This window comes from Bacillus sp. MRMR6 (genome assembly GCF_001940785.1).
Classification (GTDB): Bacteria; Bacillota; Bacilli; order Bacillales; family Cytobacillaceae; genus Neobacillus.
Map to the genome: position 1 here is coordinate 118,539 of NZ_MSLS01000004.1, position 19,450 is coordinate 137,988.

A 19,450-nucleotide genomic window follows, 5' to 3' on the forward strand; every position below is an offset into this window, starting at 1 on the left:
TTGAGGTATGAAATTATTATCAGTAGTTATTCCTTGCTACAATTCACAAGATTATATGAGATACTGCATAGAATCCCTTTTACCTGGTGGGGAAAACGTCGAGATACTGATAGTAAATGATGGCTCAGTTGACAAAACAGCAGAAATTGCGGATGAATATGCAAAAAAGTACCCCACCATCGTAAAAGCAATCCACCAAGAAAACGGTGGACATGGAGAAGCTGTCAATGCAGGAATCCGCAATGCAGCCGGCGTGTATCTAAAGGTAGTTGATAGTGATGACTGGGTTGATACAAGGGCATATCTTAAAATCTTAAATAAGCTGAACGAATTTGTTAGTGACAGAAAAGCAATCGATATGATTATCAGCAATTTTGTTTATGAAAAAGAAGGCGCGAAATATAAAAAAGTTATGAAATATGAAAATGTACTTCCGATAGGAGAAATCTTTACTTGGGATGACATTAAGCAATTTCGTAAGGGACAGTATCTGTTGATGCATTCGCTCATTTACAGAACACAATTGTTAAAAGATTGCAGGTTGGAACTTCCAAAGCATACTTTCTATGTAGATAATCTGTTTGTTTATGTTCCGCTTAATCATGTAAGGTCAATGTACTATATCAATGTAGAATTCTACAGATACTTCATTGGTAGAGAAGACCAGTCGGTTCATGAGAGTGTTATGATTAGAAGGATCGATCAACAAATTAAAGTAAATAAGCTAATGATAGATCTTGTGAAACTAGATAATCTACCAAGTCCAAAGCTTCGTCAGTATTTGTTTCACCATCTTGAAATTGTTACTGTAGTGTCAGCAATTTTGTTAATCCGCTCAGGTACAATAGAGAATCTGCAAAAGAAAAAAGAGTTATGGAATTATATTAAGAAAAACGATATTGAGTTGTACCATGATATTCGGTACGGAATGATGGGCCAGTTAATGAATTTACCTGGCCGGTTAGGACGAAGTATATCTGTAGGTGCATATAAGATATCACAAAGACTTGTAGGATTTAATTAATAAAAACTCACTCTTGCAATGTATAGAGATAGTTAATAGCTTTCTATGATGGAAGAATCATAGAAGGCTATTTTTATTACTTGAATTTCATAGTTAATACTTACCAAATTGGGCAAAATAAATTATTACTTAAAAACCGAGACTCCATATCAATTGTAATGGGCGATGGAGTTAATAGGAGGTAAAACGGATGAAATACGATTATTTAGTTGTTGGATCGGGTCTGTTTGGTAGTACATTTGCCTTTGAAGCAGCCAAACGAGGAAAAAGAGTAAAGGTAATCGACAAGCGGGACCATATTGGAGGAAATATTTATACAGAAAATATTGAAGGCATAAATGTACATAAATATGGTGCACATATTTTTCATACAAATAATAAGGAAATTTGGGATTATGTGAATCAGTTTGCTGAATTCAACCGATATACCAATAGCCCTATTGCTATTTATAAAGGGGAAGTTTACAATATGCCCTTTAACATGAATACCTTTAATAAACTATGGGGTGTAATGACACCTGAAGAGGCTAAAAACAAAATAGAGGAACAAAGAAAGAAAGCTAAAATCGAACAACCTGCAAACCTAGAGGAACAGGCCATATCATTAGTTGGCACCGATATATATGAAAGATTAATAAAAGGATACACTGAGAAACAGTGGGGACGAAAAGCTACTGAATTACCTTCTTTTATTATTAAACGTCTTCCTGTACGTTTTACCTATGATAACAATTATTTCAACGACAGCTTTCAAGGAATTCCTATTGGAGGCTATACCCAAATAATAGAAAAAATGCTTGGTAGTGAAATGATTGATGTGGAATTAAATATGGACTTTTTTATGAACAAGGAAGAGTACCTACAAAATTATCCGAAAATCGTATATACAGGGATGATTGACCAATTTTTTGATTATAAGTATGGTGAATTAGAATATCGCAGTTTACGTTTTGATTCGATTGTATTAGATCAAGAAAATTATCAGGGCAATGCTGTAGTCAATTATACGGATGCTGAAACCCCTTATACTCGTAGCATTGAGCACAAACATTTCGAGTTTGGAAACCAGTCAAAAACTGTCATAACGAGAGAGTATCCTAAAACATGGGAAAAGGGTGATGAACCTTTCTATCCAATAAATGATGATAAAAATAATGAAAATTTTAGAAGGTATCGAAAGTTGGCTGATGAGCAACCAAATGTAATTTTTGGAGGTCGACTAGGGACGTATAAATATTATGATATGCACCAAGTAATTGCTGCAGCGTTATCAATAGCAAAAAAAGAATTGAGCTGAAGATAATAATACAAGTTTAATACTAAATAAAGGATATGAATGATGATAAAACAGGCTTATAATCCGTATTTACCTAGTTATGAATATATTCCAGACGGGGAGCCTTATGTATTTGGAGATAGAGTATACGTGTATGGCTCCCATGATAAATTTAACGGGAAACTTTTTTGCATGAACGATTATGTCTGCTGGTCTGCGCCGGTTGATAATTTGAGTGATTGGAGATATGAAGGTATTATTTATAGAAAAAAGCAAGACCCAATGAATAAATTAGGATTCTATCATATGTATGCTCCTGACGTTGCAAAAGGTTTAGACGGAAGGTATTACTTATATTATGGCCTTAATTTCCTGAGCGTTATTGCAGTGGCAGTCTGTGACACACCGGCAGGAAAATTTGAGTTTTATGGATATGTTAGTCATCCGGAAGGAGATATCCTATGTAACAAAAAGGGAGATCCATTCCTATTTGACCCCGGTGTCCTTGTCGATGATGATGGACGCGTTTACCTTTATTCGGGATTTGCACCTAAGAAAAACCTGCCTTCCTTTATAACAGGTGGGAAAAAGCATACATTTTATGGTGGATATGTTATCGAACTGAAATCTGATATGAAGACTGTAATTGGTGATCCGAAGCTTCTCTTTAAGAAGAAAGGAGAAGCAGCTGGTACCGGATTTGAGGAACATGAGTTCTTTGAGGCAAGTTCGATAAGAAAAATAGGTGATAGCTATTATTTTATCTACTCCTCCATAAACGGTCATGAACTTTGTTATGCCACAAGCAAGAATCCAACTGGAGATTTTGTATATGGAGGAACGATTGTTAGCAACGGAGATCTTTATCTAAACGGTTATAGTAAGGACAAGGAGGCTTATAATTACATTGGTAACAATCATGGCAGTATCGTTAAGATTAAAGATAGATGGTATGTATTTCATCACAGGCAAACAAACAGGCACCACTATTCCAGACAGGGTCTTGCCGAACCAATCGAGATAAAAGAGGATGGTTTCATTCCGCAAGTAGAGATGACATCCTGCGGATTGAACAACGGACCTTTAAGAGGAAGAGGAGAATATGAAGCACGGATAGCATGCAACCTTATGTCAGGAAAAGGTGCAGGCAGATATGGTGTATATTTTGGAAATGTTACTTTTAAAGAACATCCCTATTTTACTCAAAGCGGCAAAGATAGAGAGAACAATCCTAATCAATTTATAGCAAATATGAGAGATGGAGCAATTGCTGGGTTTAAATATTTTTTGATTAAGGATATAAAAGAAATTGCTATCCAAGTCCGCGGTAATGCAAAAGGATATATGAATATATCAACCTCGCTTAATTCTGAACCAATTGCTAGTATTCCGATCCAATCTACAAACAGGTTCACCTATTTCAGTTCAAAGGCGAATATTGAAAATGCTAAACAGGCACTTTACTTTACCTTTCGAGGCACTGGAAAACTGGACTTTTTATCATTTGTATTAAGGTGATCTATTGAGTTTTAACAGGGGTCAACGTATACTAGTAAATCGCTATTTTAAATGTCTCTTTCAAAGAAAATAACCGCCGTCCATTTTTTGACGGCGGTTATTTTCTTATATTTACTTACTTGTTAGCTGTGCTTTCTTAAAGTCAACTGTTTTAAGGTCGTAGCGATCTGCGTTCATTACCTTGACCCATGCTGCGATAAAGTCGCGAACAAACTTCTCTTTGTTATCATCCTGAGCATAAACTTCTGCAATGGCACGAAGAACGGAATTTGAACCAAACACTAGGTCCACTCTTGTTGCTGTACGAACTACTTCACCTGTACGGCGATTACGTCCTTCATAGAGGTTAGCTCTGACAGGCTTCCACTCTACTCCCATGTCAAGCAAGTTAACAAAGAAGTCATTCGTGAGTTTACCTACAGAATCAGTGAATACGCCGTGCGCTGTACCGCCATAGTTTGTACCTAGTACACGCATACCGCCAATAAGAGCCGTCATTTCTGGTGCAGTTAAGTTTAAGAGCTGAGCTTTATCTACTAAAAGCTCTTCTGGACTAACACTATACTGTTTCTTTTGATAGTTTCGGAACCCGTCGGTGATAGGCTCTAGTACATCAAAGCTTTCTGCGTCTGTTTGTTCTTGTGTAGCGTCTCCACGTCCAGGGACAAATGGAACCGTAACGTCAAAGCCTGCGTCTCGTGCAGCTTTTTCGATTGCGGCACAACCGCCTAATACAATTAGATCGGCAATACTTACTTCTTTTTCGAAGTCGTTTTGAATGCCTTCGAGAACATCTAATACTTTTGCAAGCTGTTCAGGCTGGTTCACTTCCCAATCCTTCTGTGGTGCAAGACGGATACGTGCACCGTTCGCACCGCCGCGATGGTCAGAGCCACGGTACGTACTAGCTGAAGCCCAAGCCGTTGTTACTAGCTCGCTTATTGTAAGCTCAGAATCGATAATTTTTGCTTTAAGTGCAGCTACTTCAGCTTCTGTTAATTCATAATTACCTGCTGGTACGGGATCTTGCCAGATGAAATCTTCTTCTGGTACTTCTGGACCCAGATATCTTGCTTTAGGACCCATGTCACGATGTAATAATTTGAACCATGCACGAGCAAATGCATCTGCAAATTCCTCAGGGTTCTCATGGAATCGACGGGAAATCTTCTCGTATATTGGATCATAACGTAAGGCCATGTCAGCTGTGGTCATCATCGTTGGAACTTTAATAGACGGATCTTCTGCATCTGGTGCAAGATGCTTCTCATCTGCATCAACAACATGCCATATCCAAGCACCTGCAGGACTCTTTGTCAGCCACCATTCATATCCGAATAATAGATCGAAGTAACCATTATCCCACTGTGTTGGATTAGCAGTCCAAGCACCCTCAATACCGCTGCCAATCGTATCACGACCTTTACCACTACCGTAAGAGCTTTGCCAGCCTAATCCTTGCAGTTCAATAGGAGCAGCCTCTGGTTCTGGACCAACATGCGAAGCATCTCCTGCACCGTGAGCCTTACCGAAAGTGTGTCCCCCAGCTATTAGTGCAACGGTTTCTTCATCGTTCATTCCCATACGTGCAAAGGTGTCACGAATGTCGCGACCCGATGCAATTGGATCTGGCTTGCCGTTTGGACCTTCTGGGTTAACATAGATAAGCCCCATTTGAACAGCAGCAAGTGGATTCTCAAGCTCACGATCACCAGTGTAACGATTATCAGCAAGCCATTCTGTTTCAGTACCCCAGTAGATGTCTTCTTCTGGCTGCCAAATGTCTGCGCGTCCTGCTCCAAATCCACTGGTTGGGCCACCCATGTCTTCAATCGCCGCATTTCCTGCTAGGACAAGCAAGTCAGCCCAAGAGATCTTGTTACCATATTTTTGCTTAATCGGCCATAGGAGCCGCCTGGCCTTATCCAGGCTAACGTTGTCAGGCCAGCTGTTAAGCGGAGCAAAACGCTGGTTCCCGGTTCCGCCGCCGCCACGGCCATCGCCTGTACGGTATGTACCAGCCGCATGCCAAGACATACGGATAAAGAATGGTCCATAATGTCCATAGTCTGCTGGCCACCAATCTTGACTATCTTTCATTAAATTTTGAAGATCCTGCTTAAGAGCATCATAGTCTAGTTTTTTAAATTCTTCAGCATAATCAAAGTCTTCTCCCATTGGGTTAGATTTTCGGTCATGCTGGTGGAGAATATTCAAGTTTAACGCGTTTGGCCACCAGTCGCGATTTGCAGTACCACTTGATTTGTTACTTGTAGCACCACCGTGAAACGGGCATCCCTCGATATTAGCATTTTCTTTAGCATCCATACTTTACATCTCTCCTTTTATGTAGGTTTAGTAATATATAATTATGCATCTAGTTTTAAGAAGCACAGAAACTAGAATTATAATAATAATTATTATTATGTAATTACTGTCATGAATTATGAAATAAATCGAAAGAAATATAGACTATGAGAATGAGAATGTAATGTAATGGAATTTCTAGAAGAATTAGTGAAATCGTTGCAGCGTTGGATAAAAGTTGTAAAAAACTTCGCAGTATTTTCTTATATTACCATTATAAAGAAATTAAACGAAATTAGGCAAGTTATAAGGACATTCTCTATAATAGGATTAACGAAAGAAAGCAGGAAAGGGGGGACTTTTTTATGATCCCAGCAAAAGTAGATGCCGATTCCATTACTACGATAAGAGATAATGGCGTGGAATCCATCGCTGTTTGGTTCGAACAGCATATCCAAACGTTCTATACACTTGGTTGGTCCTATCTTAGGAATCAGCAGCAAATGGAAGAACTTTTTTACCTTTCCATAATAAAAGTTCACAAGGAATTGCCTCGATATAAAAATAACACTTCATTTGAAACGTGGGTTACATCTATCATTTTACAAACCTGTCGGGAGCTTTCTGATGATAGAAGTTTACAAGCTTCAGAGGGAAATGAAAAACGGCCGGATGCTTTTAAGGCTTTGGGTCAATTGAAAGAATACGAGAAAGAAGCGATAGTCCTTACATATTTTAAAGGATTTTCTAAGGAGGAAACGGCTCATCTACTTCAAGTTTCAATGGAAAAGCTGAAAGACCTATTGTTTTCTGGAATCCGGTCTCTTAGGAATGAAATAGGGTACGGGTCAGCCTTTAATGGCTGTGAGGAGTATCATCAGGATTACATTGATTATCTAGAAGGAAATCTGGAGCGGCCGAAAAAGATTGATTTAGAGGTACATGTTTATCATTGTCAAAACTGTCAGGAGGATTTGGGCAGCTTTCAGGATGTCATGCTAACCATGTTAAATCTTCCTAAAAAAATGGAAGAATTTCATGTGCCACCTGGTTTTATGGAAAATATTAGAGAAAGGCTGGCAGAAAAGGAAAGGCACAGACAACAGAAGAATAAGAAACGAATTAGATTGGGACTTGTTTCTGCAAGTGTTTTCGCAGTACTAATGGCTATAGTTTTCTTCACAGGGGCTCCTTCTAACCTCTACTATTCCTTGACAGAAGAAGATCAAGAATTGCGTGCCTTTTTGCAACAAGACCTGGGTGAAAGGCTGAACCTGGAAGCGGAAAGCGATGGGATGAAAATTACAATCAAGAGCGCGATAGCTGATGATGTTCAGACGCTGGTTTTTTATGAAATAGAAGATACAGAAGATGACAATCAATATATGTTGGTTAATTATGATGGGGTTTTTGTAGAGAACGAACATGAAATCATGGATCCTTCAGCATATCCAAGGTACTTTCCACCCGAACTTGATACAGATGTAAATAATGAGAAAAAGAACGTGTATCAAGGGAAGATTAGTCTGCTGCCACTCAAAAAGGATAAAGGGACAATTAAACTGCATATCACAAAACTTCAGAGATTGATTCGTGACCCCTCTAACCGGAATGGTTTTATGGCTTACGACAGCATGAGACAGGAGGGAGAGTGGAACTTCGAGATTCCTGTAACAAAACAGCCTTCCGTCGAATATGCATTGGCTGAAGAAACAGAAGTCGAGGAAATCCCGGTTCGCTTTGATAAACTAATCATTGCCCCAACAGCGACGATTCTGCAATATGCTATTAATAATGAACAACCAAACAAGAGGATAGATGTTGTAAATTTTTCCAATCTAGAGGTGAACAATAAAAAAGTGAAAGCTGACCGGTATGGAAACTCTTTTTTCGGGTTACAGTACGACATAAGCTGGACTACTGCTCAAACAGTTTTTGAGCCTCTTTTTGGAGAAAAGCCAAAAGAGGTCAACGTTCAATTTGAATCTGTCTATTTAACGTTTGAAGATCAAAAAATCATCGAACTGGATGCATCTAGAGACTATCCTCAAACCTTTGAATATGCAGGCAGTACCATCTCCATTGATAAGGTGGAAATTGGCCAGCCTTCTACTGTTGTCATAAGTAATCATGAAATCGAGAATCGAGCATATCATTCGATGCAATTCCATATTGTGGCTGAGGGTGAGGATGAATCTAGTTCAATAGAGATGAATTCTGAAGGAGTGCTTGTTGATAAAAACGGAACGGTATACGATCTGTATAAAAACCCTGTTTCATATGAAGAAATCGAGCAGCCCCGGTATTTCACTACAGTTGAAAACGTGATATTGCACGGTCACCAAGTGATTCCTAAAAGGATTGTGATTTTTGGATATAATGCAACAAAATATCTAGATGATGTTGTGAAGATGACGTTGGAATAGACGAAAGGAGAGAGGAACTTAAGAAAGTAACATACATATAAAGCTGAAGTATTTAATGAATCTATAATGGAAACCGCAAATCGAGCTTACACAAAAAAGCTATAGTTGAAAGGAAGCATGAGAACCGTCCCCATGCTTCCTTATTTTACTTTGCTGGTGCACAAGAGGTGCGTTCTGTAATGGTGGGTGTTAATGGTTTGATGTGCGGTATTGTTTGTTTGTTTTTTATGATGGAAAGTAGGGTTTCTACGATATGATGGGCGATTTGCTCTACTGGGACGCCTACACATGTTATTAGGATTTCCATATTGGTCATTTGCGAAATATTGTCGTAACTAATAACCGAAATGTCTTTCGGGATGATTATATTTGCCTCTCTTAATGCACGGACAATACCGGCACTTATATCGTAGCTTGAACCAATTATGGCTGTAGGCATTTCGCCGGATGATAACAAACGCTTCGTTGCCGTGAAGCCGTCATACCAGTCTAAGCCGCCAGTATTAATTAGGTGGCTGTTATGGATGGGTAGCTGGAATTTCTGCATGGCATTTTGAAACCCGTAATATTTCTCTAATTGGCGGTCATCAATCGGTGGAAATTCCCCCATGTAAGCAATTTTCTTATGTCCAAGCTGGTATAAATACTCCACTGCTGTCTGCATAGCTTCTTGATAGTTCACGTCAATGACCGGGAGGGACTTATTTTTTCCGACTCCATATGTTACTACGGGAAGGTCAATAGACTCCAACATGGAATGGTCTTTTTCGTCAAACACAATTACCCCATCAACCTGGAATCGTTTAAACATTTCAATCGAGGTTTTTATTGGACTTATGGAAAGAATCATAGAATATGAATGTTTGCTAATTTCTTCGTTTAGTTTCGTAACTAATACAGAAGGAAGCACACGCTCTAATGTTGGCCAAATTAAGCCAATTACTTTGGATTGTTTGGAAACGAGCTGCTGAGCTGCAAGATTTGGCTGGTAGCCCATTTCTTTGGCAATTTTAACTATTTTTGCTTTTGTTTCGGGCTTGACTAGCGGGCTGTCATTTAGAGCTTTTGATACGGTTGAATAACTTACACCTGCTACTTGAGAGATATTCTTAATGGTAACTGTCATTTTTCTCACCTGAAATCTGAATGATCTTTGTTTAACTATACCAAAAGATAATAACGTTGTTAATATTTAATCTAAAACGAATAAAAAACTTATAGTTGGCTTTATTACGTTCAAATATAATTCGAATTTCACACTTGTAAACGTTGTAATTATCTTTTAAAATTATAATTACAACGTTATTATTTTTATTTTAACCTGATTTTCATAAATGAGAAAGAGATAGGAGAGACAGTATGAAAAAATTAGCTGCCTTAAAAAAATTAACCGATTGTGGTGTTGTTGCTGTTGTTAGAGCAGACTCGAAAGACGATGCGATCCGTATTTCTGAAGCATGTGTGAAAGGTGGAATCTATGGAATTGAGGTCACTTTCACGCTTCAGGAGGCGGATGCTGTGATTAAAGAACTTATCTCCTTTTATAAGGACAACAGCGAAGTCGTGATTGGTGCTGGAACCGTACTTGATGCAACAACTGCGAGAATTGCTATTTTAGCAGGTGCACAGTATATAGTAAGCCCATGCTTTGATGAGGAAACAGCAAAGTTATGTAATCTCTACCAAATTCCATATATGCCTGGCTGCATGACCATTACAGAAATGAAGGAAGCACTAGAATTTGGAGTCGATATTGTAAAGCTGTTCCCTGGAAATGCCTTTGGACCGGATTTTGTAAAAGCCGTAAAAGCACCACTTCCTCAGGTCAATATTATGCCAACTGGCGGGGTAAGCCTCGAGAATGTGGATCAATGGATCAAAAATGGTTGTGTCGCTGTCGGTATCGGTGGAAACTTAGTAGCACCTGCAAAAACAGGTGAGTTTGAAAAAATTACTGAACTTGCTAAGGCCTATGTCGAAAAAGTTCAAGCTGCCAGAGGGGCGTAGGAATATGAAAAAAGTTGTTACTTTTGGAGAAATTCTGCTTCGATTCTCAACAAAAATCGGTGACCGTCTTTTCCAAACAAATGAGATTCAAACACATATTGGCGGAGCAGAAGCAAATGTCGCTGTGTCTCTTTCAAATTTCGGGCATGATGTCTATATGGTCAGTAAGGTACCAGAAAACCCAGTTGGTTCTGCAGTAGAGAGTCATTTACGGTTGCATGGAGTTAAAACAGACTTTTTATTAAAAGGGGGAGATCGGCTAGGTACTTATTATGTTGAGTCAGGGGTAGGACCAAGAAGTGCCCAAGTAACATATGACCGAAAATACTCAAGTATTTCGCAGCTCTCTTTGGAAGAGGTGAATTTTGAGGAGGTTTTTTCAGGAGCATCGCTTTATCATGTTACTGGCATCACTGCTGCATTGTCTCCAAGCATGAAAGAATTGGTTCTATATTCATTGAAAAAAGCAAAAGAACTCGGGGTCACAACGAGCTTTGACTTTAATTATCGTGCTAAATTATGGAGCCAGAAAGAAGCAGCAGAAACAATCAAAACCTTTCTGCCATATGTAGATATTTGCTCTTGCGGAGAATTGGATGCACTCCATTTATTAGCAATCGAAAAAGCGGATGATTCCTTAGGGGCACGTGAAAAACTTGCCTATTATTACGAGCAGATCCAGCAAAGGTACCCGAATATTCAGTGGATGAGTTCCACATTTCGTGGCGTGATCTCTGCTTCGACCAATACACTTCAAGGAAATGTTTTCGTTGATGGAGTGCTTTATCAGTCAAAGGTATATTCTATTGACCATATCGTTGATCGGGTTGGCGGCGGTGATGCATTCGCAGCAGGCATCCTCCATGGAATCATTGAACAAAGAGCTCCTGAAGAGATCGTTTCGTTTGCAACGGCGGCATCCGTCCTGAAACATACGGTTCACGGAGACTGTAACATATTCTCTGAAGGGGAAATCCATACATTTGCGAATAATACTCCTGGCAAAATTGTTAGATAAATAATGTGTATTTTTTGTTAAAAGGATTGCTAACTATCCATTAACTAGATAAAATTAAATTGTTCACGTTAACATTAATCGCTTTTTTTGTTAACGTGAACAATCTACTCAACTACATGAAAGTTAATTAAAATGTTAGCGTAAACATTAATCCTGCTTCACCCGAGAAACCATCAAATTGGGGTAAGTAACTCCACTGATGGAGGTTTTACTTTAGTATAAAATCTAAAAATGAAAGTTGGTACTAATGTGCAGAATTTTATGAATGACAATTTTCTTTTGAAAAACGAAACAGCAATCAGCTTATATCATGATTTTGCAAAAGATATGCCAATTATTGATTATCATTGCCATTTAAGTCCAAAGGAAATTTACGAAAACAAAACGTTTAAAAATATTACGGAAATTTGGCTATATGGTGATCATTATAAGTGGCGTGCCATGAGAAGCAATGGAATTGAGGAAAAGTATATTACGGGTGACGCAAGTGATTATGAAAAGTTTCTTGCCTGGGCAAAGACCGTCCCAATGACTATCGGTAACCCGTTATATAATTGGACACACTTGGAATTACAAAGGTTTTTTGGAATTAATGAGCTGTTGAACGAAAAAAGTGCACCGCAAATTTGGGAAAAGGTGAATACTCTTTTAAATAATAGTGCTGGTTTTGGAGCAAGAGATTTGATTAAGAAGTCGAATGTTCAGGTTGTTTGTACCACCGATGACCCGGTTGACTCACTTGAGTACCATTTACGCTTACAAGAAGAGGGAGACTTTGATGTTCAAGTGTTGCCCAGCTTCCGTCCGGATAAAGGCCTAGAGATTAATCGTGAAGGATATTTACAATGGGTCCAAACCCTTCAGAACGTTTCCGGCATCGAAATCACATCGTATGATGACTTCTTAAAAGGAATGGAATCACGCATCCGCTTCTTCCATTCTGTTGGCGGCAGGGTTTCTGACCATGCGATTGATACAATGATGTTTGATGAAACAACAAAAGAGGAAGTAACCCTTATTTTTAAAGAAGCCTTACTAGGAAAGAAAGTTTCCCTTGAAGATGAAAAGAAATACAAAACCTATACGATGAAATTTTTAGCAGGTTTATATACTGAGTTAGGTTGGGCCATGCAATTTCATATTAATGCATTAAGAAACAATAATACGAAAATGCTAAACATCCTTGGTCCTGATACTGGGTATGATTCCATAAACGATGACCTAATTGCAAAGCCTTTGGCACGTTTATTAGATGCAATTGATCAGGAAAGCGGCCTCCCTAGAACGATTATTTATTCCTTGAATGCAAAAGATAATGACGTCATTGGGGCGATGATCGGTGCCTTCCAAAACGGTGGAGTACCTGGAAAAATCCAGTTTGGAACAGCTTGGTGGTTTAACGATACGAAAACAGGCATGCTTAACCAAATGGTCTCACTTTCCAATTTAGGATTATTCACTCGTTTTATTGGAATGCTAACGGATTCTAGAAGTTTTCTTTCTTATACACGACATGAATATTTTAGAAGACTTGTTTGTGCATTAATCGCTGAATGGGTTGAAAATGGAGAGGTACCAAACGATATTGAATTTTTGGGAAGCATCGTTCAGGGGATCTCGTATACCAATGCTAAAGAATATTTTCAATTTGACAAAGTAGGGATCTTATCGGGATCGTGAATTCCGTGCTGAGGGGCTATGAAATTCCAAGTTTTTTGATATGATAAAGTGTAGGACTGAATATTGTAAAGGATGGAATACATGGTTACCATTAAAGACATTGCCAAGATAGCAAATGTTTCCCACACTACAGTTTCAAGAGCTCTGAATGACAGCCCGCTAATTAAACCTGGGACAAAAAAGAAAATATTAGAGATAGCCGCTCAGTTAAAATATACACCGAACTATAATGCGAAAAGTCTGGTAATGCAGAAGTCCCATACGATTGGACTATTCCTGACGAGTATTACGAACGGAACTTCTTCAAGCTTCTTTGTAGAAACAGTAAAAGGTGTAAATTCAATTATCGATCAACATTATAATTTGTATGTAAGAGGAATTGAAGATCTGGAAGATTATACGACGATTCATAATAATCGTTTTGAAGGGATTATTTTAATGAGTCAAAGTGATGTCGATGATGATTTCATCGATTATTTGAAAGAAAAAGAGATCCCATGTGTGGTTTTAGGCAGGGATATTAGTGATTCATCGCTTACGAATATTGTTTCGAATGACCGCGATGGGGCAACTCAAATGGTCAACCACCTAATCCAAAAAGGTCACCGAAGTATTGCCATCGTCGAAGGGATAAAAGGATTTAAATCGACGATGGAACGAAGAGAAGGGTATTTAAAAGCGTTAATTGATCATCAGCTTCCGATTAAAAAAGAATATATTGTCCAAGGAAACTATGACATGGAAAGTGGTTATAAAGCCTTTGAAAAGCTAATTGCTTTAGAAGAACCCCCGACAGCCATATTCTGTTCAAACGACGATATGGCCATCGGAGCCCTGAACGCAGCATTCGCAAATGGTCTTATAGTACCGAATGATATTTCGATTGTCGGTTTTGACGACATTGAATTTGCAAGGTACACAAATCCATCTCTTACAACCGTGAAACGGCCGATTGAAAAAATCAGTTCATTAGGGGCACAAAAGCTCCTGAAATTGCTGGAGAAGGAAGAGAATACTGAAATGCCAGGGGAAAAAATCTATGTAGAAACAGAGCTTGTTATTAGACGGTCGGTTTCACCTTTACCATTGTCATAATCGTTACTAGTCAATTGACTAGTAACTTTCATCTACTAAAATGTTAACGTGTGCATAGGAGGAATACTCATGGAAAAGTTATCAAGAAAGATCATTAAGGAAGCAAACCAATATCCAGAAAAGGTTTTGCAGTTTGGCGAAGGGAATTTTTTAAGAGCGTTTGTTGATTGGCAAATCGATGTATTGAATAAGAACACAGATTTTAATGGAAGTGTAGTAGTAGTTCAGCCTCTTGGTCAAGGGGTGGTTGAAAAATTAAACAAACAGGATGGGTTATATACCCTTTATTTACAAGGTGTTAAAGAAGGAAAAGCGGTGAAGGAGCATTCAACCATCAGTGCTGTCAGCAGAGGCTTAAACCTATTTACACAGTACGACGAATATACGAAGCTTGCTTACAATCCAGAACTTCGCTTTGTTTTTTCTAACACAACAGAAGCTGGTATTGCCTTTGATGAAAATGACAGGTTGGAGGACCGCCCGCAAAACAGCTTCCCAGGGAAGTTAACGTCGTTCTTATACAAAAGATATCAAGCCTTTAATGGTGATAAGGAAAAAGGCTTTATCATTATCCCTTGTGAACTTATCGATCGAAACGGGGAAAAGTTAAAGAAGATTGTGCTTCAGTATGCTTCCCTCTGGAACCTTGAAGACAGCTTTGTTCAATGGATCGAAGAAGCAAATACCTTCTGCTGCAGTCTCGTAGATCGAATTGTTCCGGGATACCCAAGAGATACTATCGATGAAATTACCCAGGAACTCGGCTATAAGGATGACATGGTTGTTGTCGGCGAACAGTTCCACTTATGGGTCATTGAAGGACCACAGTGGATTCGCGAGGAATTCCCAGCGCATAAGGCTGGACTTAACACCTTATTTGTTGATGATATGACACCATACAGAACGAGAAAGGTAAGGATTTTAAATGGATCGCATACAGCCCTGACACCAGTTTCGTACTTATATGGATTGGATACAGTAGCTGAAACAGTTGAGCATGAAGTAATGGGCTCATTTGTTAAGGAACTCATCTTTGACGAAATTATTCCAACATTGGATCTTTCAACTGAAGAACTGAACTCGTTTGCAAATGCAGTATTAGAGAGATTTGCAAACCCATTTATTCAACATTTCTTATTAAGTATTTCCTTAAATTCAATGTCCAAATTTAAGACAAGAGACTTGCCTTCTTTACTTGAGTATTATGACCAAAAGCAGGAGCTGCCTAGAAAACTAGTATTCTCTCTCGCAGCACTGATTGCCTTTTATAAAGGAAAAAGAGGAGAAGAAGACATTCGGCTCTCAGATGATCAAGATATACTTGATTTATTCAAGGAACGATGGAGTCAGTTTGATGGAACAATTGAAAGTATAGAAGTGATTGTTAAGAACATCTTAGGATTTGAAAAGAACTGGGAGATGGACTTAAACAATGTACCTGGGTTAACAGCTGCTGTTACAAAGGATCTTTTTGAAATTGAAACAAAGGGTATGAAGGAAGCGGTTGAATCCGTTTTGAACCAAAAGGCAATCATCTAAAGGGGGAGTATAATGTTAGACATCATTCAACTCAATGAACATGATAATGTAGTGGTTGCGTTAAAAGACCTGCAAGCCGGTCAAACGGTTATCGTTCAAGGAACAATGATCGAGCTTAAGGAAGGCATCAAAAGAGGACATAAGGTTGCTAGTAAGGACATTGCAACTGGTGAAGATGTCGTAAAATACGGCTATCCGATCGGTCATGCGATTAAAGAGGTAGCGGTTGGCGAACATATTCATACTCAAAATACCAAAACGAACCTGGATGGCATCAAGGAGTACCAATATCAGCAAAAGCTAACGTCCAATCCCTATGAAAATGAGAATCTATCATTCAATGGATACCGAAGAAAGAATGGAGATGTCGGAATACGCAATGAGCTATGGATTGTTCCGACGGTAGGCTGTGTTAATGGTGTAGCCGAGCGGATGCTAAAGCTGTTTGAAAAAGAGGTTGGAGATATTAGTCCCTTCGATAATGCCCTTGTCTTAAAGCATAATTATGGCTGCTCTCAGTTAGGCGATGACCATGAGAATACGAGGAAATTATTAAAAGATGCTGTGTTACATCCTAATGCCGGTGGGGTGTTGGTATTAGGTCTAGGATGTGAAAACAACAATTTGTATGAATTCAAGGAAAGCTTAGGCGATTTTGATGAAGACCGTGTCAAGTTCCTTGTTTCCCAGGAGGTAACAAATGAAATTGGAGCTGGTGTTCAATTACTAAAAGAAATCTTTGAGAATGCAAAAGGCGACAAGCGTGAATCGGTGCCATTTTCCGAACTGAAGGTCGGTCTGAAGTGCGGTGGCTCTGATGGTTTCTCTGGCATCACAGCCAATCCGCTCTTAGGAAGATTCTCTGATTTCTTAGTGGCCCAAGGTGGAACAACGGTCCTAACGGAAGTTCCGGAAATGTTCGGTGCGGAAACAATCTTAATGGAACGTGCAGCAAATACGGAAGTTTTTGAAAAAACAGTGAGCTTAATTAACGAATTCAAAGAATACTTCCTTGAAAATAAACAGCCAGTCTATGAAAATCCTTCTCCAGGAAACAAGGATGGAGGGATTACAACATTAGAAGATAAATCTCTTGGTTGTACGCAAAAAGCAGGTACGTCCACTGTAGTAGATGTTCTGAAATACGGCGAACGATTGGAGCATAAAGGTCTGAATCTATTAAGTGCTCCTGGGAATGACTTGGTCGCTTCTTCTGCCTTAGCGGCAGCAGGCTGCCAATTGGTTTTATTTACAACTGGGCGCGGGACGCCATTTGGGGCCTTTGTCCCAACCATGAAAATCTCAACCAATACTCCCCTATATGAAGCAAAGCCACATTGGATTGACTATAATGCAGGAGTGCTGCTAGAACAGGAAACAGATGTTGTCTTGCGAGATTTCACGGAATATATAATTAAGGTAGCTAGTGGCGAACTAGTGAATAACGAGAAAAATGAGTTTAGGGAAATTGCGATTTTTAAAACAGGCGTTACATTGTAAAGTCTACTATAGTCATGCGAAAAACGATAGGGGGATACCCCTATCGTCAGATTGTCGAGAAAGGATATATTTCTCGGCAATTTTTCATTTTGTCTAATATTAAGTCTATCTAAATGTATTATACCTAATTAATGCGGTGAATTATTAAAGAATTTATATAAAATAAAAGGATGACTAAAGTTTCTTGACATCCTGAAGGTGCCTTCCTATAGGGAGGCACCTTGTTTTGTGTAAATAACAGCTTATAAATTTCCGGTTAATCTAGGAATCCATAGTGATAGCTCTGGAACAAAGGTAACAATTAATAAGGCAATAATAATCGCGAAATAATACGGAATTAATGGTTTAATGACCCTATCAATATCAATTTTTCCAACCTTACACCCGATAAACAAGCAGTTTCCAACTGGCGGGGTGATACTTCCAATACATAGGTTCATTGTAATCATGATCCCGAAATGAACTGGATCCATCCCTAATTTTGTGGCAATTGGCAACAGAATTGGTGTAAAGATTAGGATGGCTGGTGTCATATCCATAAAAGTCCCAATGATCAACAATATTAAGTTCATGATTAATAAAATCGCAATTGGATTGTCAGTAATTCCAAGAATACTCTCGCTAATTAATTGTGGAATTCCTGCAACTGTCATTACATAGCTCATGATAGTCGAGCCAGCGATTAAGAACATAATAATCGCAGTTGTCTTCGAAGTTTCAATTAAAATTTTAGGGATATCTTTCACTTTAAGTGCACGGTAAACAAACATTGATAGGAATAATGCATAGACAACTGCTACGGCTGCTCCTTCAGTTGCCGTGAAAATCCCTGCAGTAATCCCTCCAATTACAATGACGATTAGCAACAGCGAGGGGATTGCATCCAAAAATAGTTTGAACTTTAACATTGCTGGAATTTTTTCACTGACAGAATATTTGTTTCGTTTTGCAATAATAAACCCAACTAACATGGTTAATAGTCCCCAGAGGAGCCCAGGCAAGTAACCAGCCATGAATAAGGCTGCAACTGATGTTCCGCCTGAAACGAGAGAATAGGTAATTAATACATTACTAGGCGGAATTAATAAACCAGTAGGTGCAGATGCGATATTTAGAGTAGCTGAAAAGGTTTTATCATAGCCTTCTTTTTCTTGCATTGGTCCAAGGATTCCACCCATCGCAGCAGCTGAAGCAACTGCAGAACCAGAGATTGAACCAAACAGCATATTTCCAACTACATTTGTTTGTCCTAGTGAACCAGGAATTCGTCCAGCCATTACTTTGGCAAAATTGACAAGCCGGACGGCTATTCCTCCATTATTCATAATGATACCAGCTAAAATAAAGAATGGAATGGCTAACAACGACAGCTTATCAACACCGGTGGCAGCTTTTTGTGCTGCAATAATGATAGAGGTATTGATTGGGAAGATTACGAATGCTGTAACAACAGATGAGATAATAATACTAAAGGCAATAGGCATTCCTATGAACAGTAAAAGGGCAAATACGATTAATAAAATAATTCCTGCTTGAACTGCGACATCCATCTCTTTTCCTCCTTCTATAAAGCTATATTATTTTCACTTTTTAACCTAGTAGTAATATGTTGGATTGCATAAAGAATAAACATGAAGCCTGCAATTGGTAATGCTAGATACATATATCCCATAGGTAATCCCATTCCTGGTGATATTTGAATCATCGTAGCCGATACAATTTGGTAGCCTCCATAAATAAGGACAATCGTGGAGAATATGGAAACGGCAGTATCAATTAAGACTCCAATTACTTTCACTAATGATGGCTTCAGTTTATTAGCAAAAAAGGTGATGGCAAGGTGGCCTTTTTCTCCATAAACATAAGCTCCGCCTATAACCGAAACCCAAATAATGGCGTAGCGCATTAATTCCTCAGTTTGTGCACTTCCTTGCCCAAATATATATCGGGATAATACTTGCCACACAGCAGAAATCACCATTAATGCTACTAAAACCATTAGCAAATACTCAATTCCTTTATTAAATGACTTCATTAACTTACTCATGGTTTAACCTCCC

General features: G+C 38.7%; 14 protein-coding genes. 10 read left to right on the forward strand and 4 right to left on the reverse strand.

The genetic code is table 11. The features are described from left to right. Nucleotides 1-7 precede the first annotated feature (7 nt). The 3 genes from BTR25_RS06380 (at nt 8) to BTR25_RS06390 (ending at nt 3,818) form a co-directional block, all read left to right on the forward strand. Nucleotides 8-1,024, forward strand: coding sequence for a glycosyltransferase family 2 protein (locus tag BTR25_RS06380; RefSeq protein ID WP_075687230.1), 1,017 nt, complete (start codon nt 8-10; stop codon nt 1,022-1,024). A 190-nt stretch (nt 1,025-1,214) separates the two neighbouring features. After that, nucleotides 1,215-2,321, forward strand: a complete 1,107-nt coding sequence (gene glf, locus BTR25_RS06385; protein ID WP_075687231.1) for a UDP-galactopyranose mutase — start codon at nt 1,215-1,217, stop codon at nt 2,319-2,321. A gap of 39 nt (nt 2,322-2,360) precedes the next feature. Beyond that, on the forward strand, nt 2,361-3,818 hold the full coding sequence (locus BTR25_RS06390; RefSeq protein ID WP_368482972.1) for a family 43 glycosylhydrolase: 1,458 nt from the start codon (nt 2,361-2,363) through the stop codon (nt 3,816-3,818). A 111-nt stretch (nt 3,819-3,929) separates the two neighbouring features. Here the strand turns inward: BTR25_RS06390 and katG are convergent, their stop codons facing one another. Next, on the reverse strand, nt 3,930-6,146 hold the full coding sequence (gene katG / locus BTR25_RS06395; protein ID WP_075687233.1) for a catalase/peroxidase HPI: 2,217 nt from the start codon (nt 6,144-6,146) through the stop codon (nt 3,930-3,932). A gap of 344 nt (nt 6,147-6,490) precedes the next feature. On the opposite strand from katG, the gene BTR25_RS06405 reads away from it, so the two are divergent. Further along, nucleotides 6,491-8,551, forward strand: coding sequence for a DUF4179 domain-containing protein (locus tag BTR25_RS06405; RefSeq protein WP_075687235.1), 2,061 nt, complete (start codon nt 6,491-6,493; stop codon nt 8,549-8,551). Between the two features lie 145 nt (nt 8,552-8,696). On the opposite strand, the gene BTR25_RS06410 is transcribed toward BTR25_RS06405, so the two are convergent. After that, nucleotides 8,697-9,677 carry a LacI family DNA-binding transcriptional regulator gene (locus BTR25_RS06410; protein WP_075687236.1) on the reverse strand — a complete coding sequence of 327 codons (981 nt, stop codon included), beginning with the start codon at nt 9,675-9,677 and terminating at the stop codon, nt 8,697-8,699. A gap of 233 nt (nt 9,678-9,910) precedes the next feature. On the opposite strand from BTR25_RS06410, the gene BTR25_RS06415 reads away from it, so the two are divergent. The 6 genes from BTR25_RS06415 to BTR25_RS06440 all read left to right on the forward strand — a co-directional run bounded on the left by BTR25_RS06415 (nt 9,911) and on the right by BTR25_RS06440 (nt 17,390). Next, complete coding sequence (locus tag BTR25_RS06415) at nt 9,911-10,558, forward strand: bifunctional 4-hydroxy-2-oxoglutarate aldolase/2-dehydro-3-deoxy-phosphogluconate aldolase (RefSeq protein ID WP_075687237.1); 648 nt, start codon at nt 9,911-9,913, stop codon at nt 10,556-10,558. Nucleotides 10,559-10,562: 4 nt separating this feature from the next. Next, a complete protein-coding gene (locus BTR25_RS06420) occupies nt 10,563-11,576 on the forward strand; it encodes a sugar kinase (protein ID WP_075687238.1) in 1,014 nt (337 codons plus the stop codon). Between the two features lie 231 nt (nt 11,577-11,807). Next, nucleotides 11,808-13,256, forward strand: a complete 1,449-nt coding sequence (uxaC, locus tag BTR25_RS06425; RefSeq protein ID WP_483295235.1) for a glucuronate isomerase — start codon at nt 11,808-11,810, stop codon at nt 13,254-13,256. Nucleotides 13,257-13,337: 81 nt separating this feature from the next. After that, the gene (locus tag BTR25_RS06430) at nt 13,338-14,351 is read left to right on the forward strand and encodes a LacI family DNA-binding transcriptional regulator (protein ID WP_075687239.1); all 1,014 of its coding nucleotides are present in this window, start codon (nt 13,338-13,340) and stop codon (nt 14,349-14,351) included. A gap of 69 nt (nt 14,352-14,420) precedes the next feature. Next, nucleotides 14,421-15,890, forward strand: coding sequence for a tagaturonate reductase (locus BTR25_RS06435; RefSeq protein WP_075687240.1), 1,470 nt, complete (start codon nt 14,421-14,423; stop codon nt 15,888-15,890). A 12-nt stretch (nt 15,891-15,902) separates the two neighbouring features. Next, a complete protein-coding gene (locus BTR25_RS06440; protein ID WP_075687241.1) occupies nt 15,903-17,390 on the forward strand; it encodes a UxaA family hydrolase in 1,488 nt (495 codons plus the stop codon). A 242-nt stretch (nt 17,391-17,632) separates the two neighbouring features. Here the strand turns inward: BTR25_RS06440 and BTR25_RS06445 are convergent, their stop codons facing one another. Beyond that, complete coding sequence (locus BTR25_RS06445; protein ID WP_075687242.1) at nt 17,633-18,940, reverse strand: TRAP transporter large permease; 1,308 nt, start codon at nt 18,938-18,940, stop codon at nt 17,633-17,635. A gap of 14 nt (nt 18,941-18,954) precedes the next feature. Beyond that, nucleotides 18,955-19,437 carry a TRAP transporter small permease gene (locus tag BTR25_RS06450; protein WP_075687243.1) on the reverse strand — a complete coding sequence of 161 codons (483 nt, stop codon included), beginning with the start codon at nt 19,435-19,437 and terminating at the stop codon, nt 18,955-18,957. Nucleotides 19,438-19,450 lie beyond the last annotated feature (13 nt).

Excerpts from the sequence above, each read along its gene's own strand:
- BTR25_RS06380 (WP_075687230.1), top strand. The coding sequence starts at position 8 with ATGAAATTATTATCAGTAGTTATTCCTTGCTACAATTCACAAGATTAT.
- glf (WP_075687231.1), top strand. The coding sequence starts at position 1,215 with ATGAAATACGATTATTTAGTTGTTGGATCGGGTCTGTTTGGTAGTACA.
- BTR25_RS06390 (WP_368482972.1), top strand. The coding sequence starts at position 2,361 with ATGATGATAAAACAGGCTTATAATCCGTATTTACCTAGTTATGAATAT.
- katG (WP_075687233.1), bottom strand. The coding sequence starts at position 6,146 with ATGGATGCTAAAGAAAATGCTAATATCGAGGGATGCCCGTTTCACGGT.
- BTR25_RS06405 (WP_075687235.1), top strand. The coding sequence starts at position 6,491 with ATGATCCCAGCAAAAGTAGATGCCGATTCCATTACTACGATAAGAGAT.
- BTR25_RS06410 (WP_075687236.1), bottom strand. The coding sequence starts at position 9,677 with ATGACAGTTACCATTAAGAATATCTCTCAAGTAGCAGGTGTAAGTTAT.
- BTR25_RS06415 (WP_075687237.1), top strand. The coding sequence starts at position 9,911 with ATGAAAAAATTAGCTGCCTTAAAAAAATTAACCGATTGTGGTGTTGTT.
- BTR25_RS06420 (WP_075687238.1), top strand. The coding sequence starts at position 10,563 with ATGAAAAAAGTTGTTACTTTTGGAGAAATTCTGCTTCGATTCTCAACA.
- uxaC (WP_483295235.1), top strand. The coding sequence starts at position 11,808 with ATGAAAGTTGGTACTAATGTGCAGAATTTTATGAATGACAATTTTCTT.
- BTR25_RS06430 (WP_075687239.1), top strand. The coding sequence starts at position 13,338 with ATGGTTACCATTAAAGACATTGCCAAGATAGCAAATGTTTCCCACACT.
- BTR25_RS06435 (WP_075687240.1), top strand. The coding sequence starts at position 14,421 with ATGGAAAAGTTATCAAGAAAGATCATTAAGGAAGCAAACCAATATCCA.
- BTR25_RS06440 (WP_075687241.1), top strand. The coding sequence starts at position 15,903 with ATGTTAGACATCATTCAACTCAATGAACATGATAATGTAGTGGTTGCG.
- BTR25_RS06445 (WP_075687242.1), bottom strand. The coding sequence starts at position 18,940 with ATGGATGTCGCAGTTCAAGCAGGAATTATTTTATTAATCGTATTTGCC.
- BTR25_RS06450 (WP_075687243.1), bottom strand. The coding sequence starts at position 19,437 with ATGAGTAAGTTAATGAAGTCATTTAATAAAGGAATTGAGTATTTGCTA.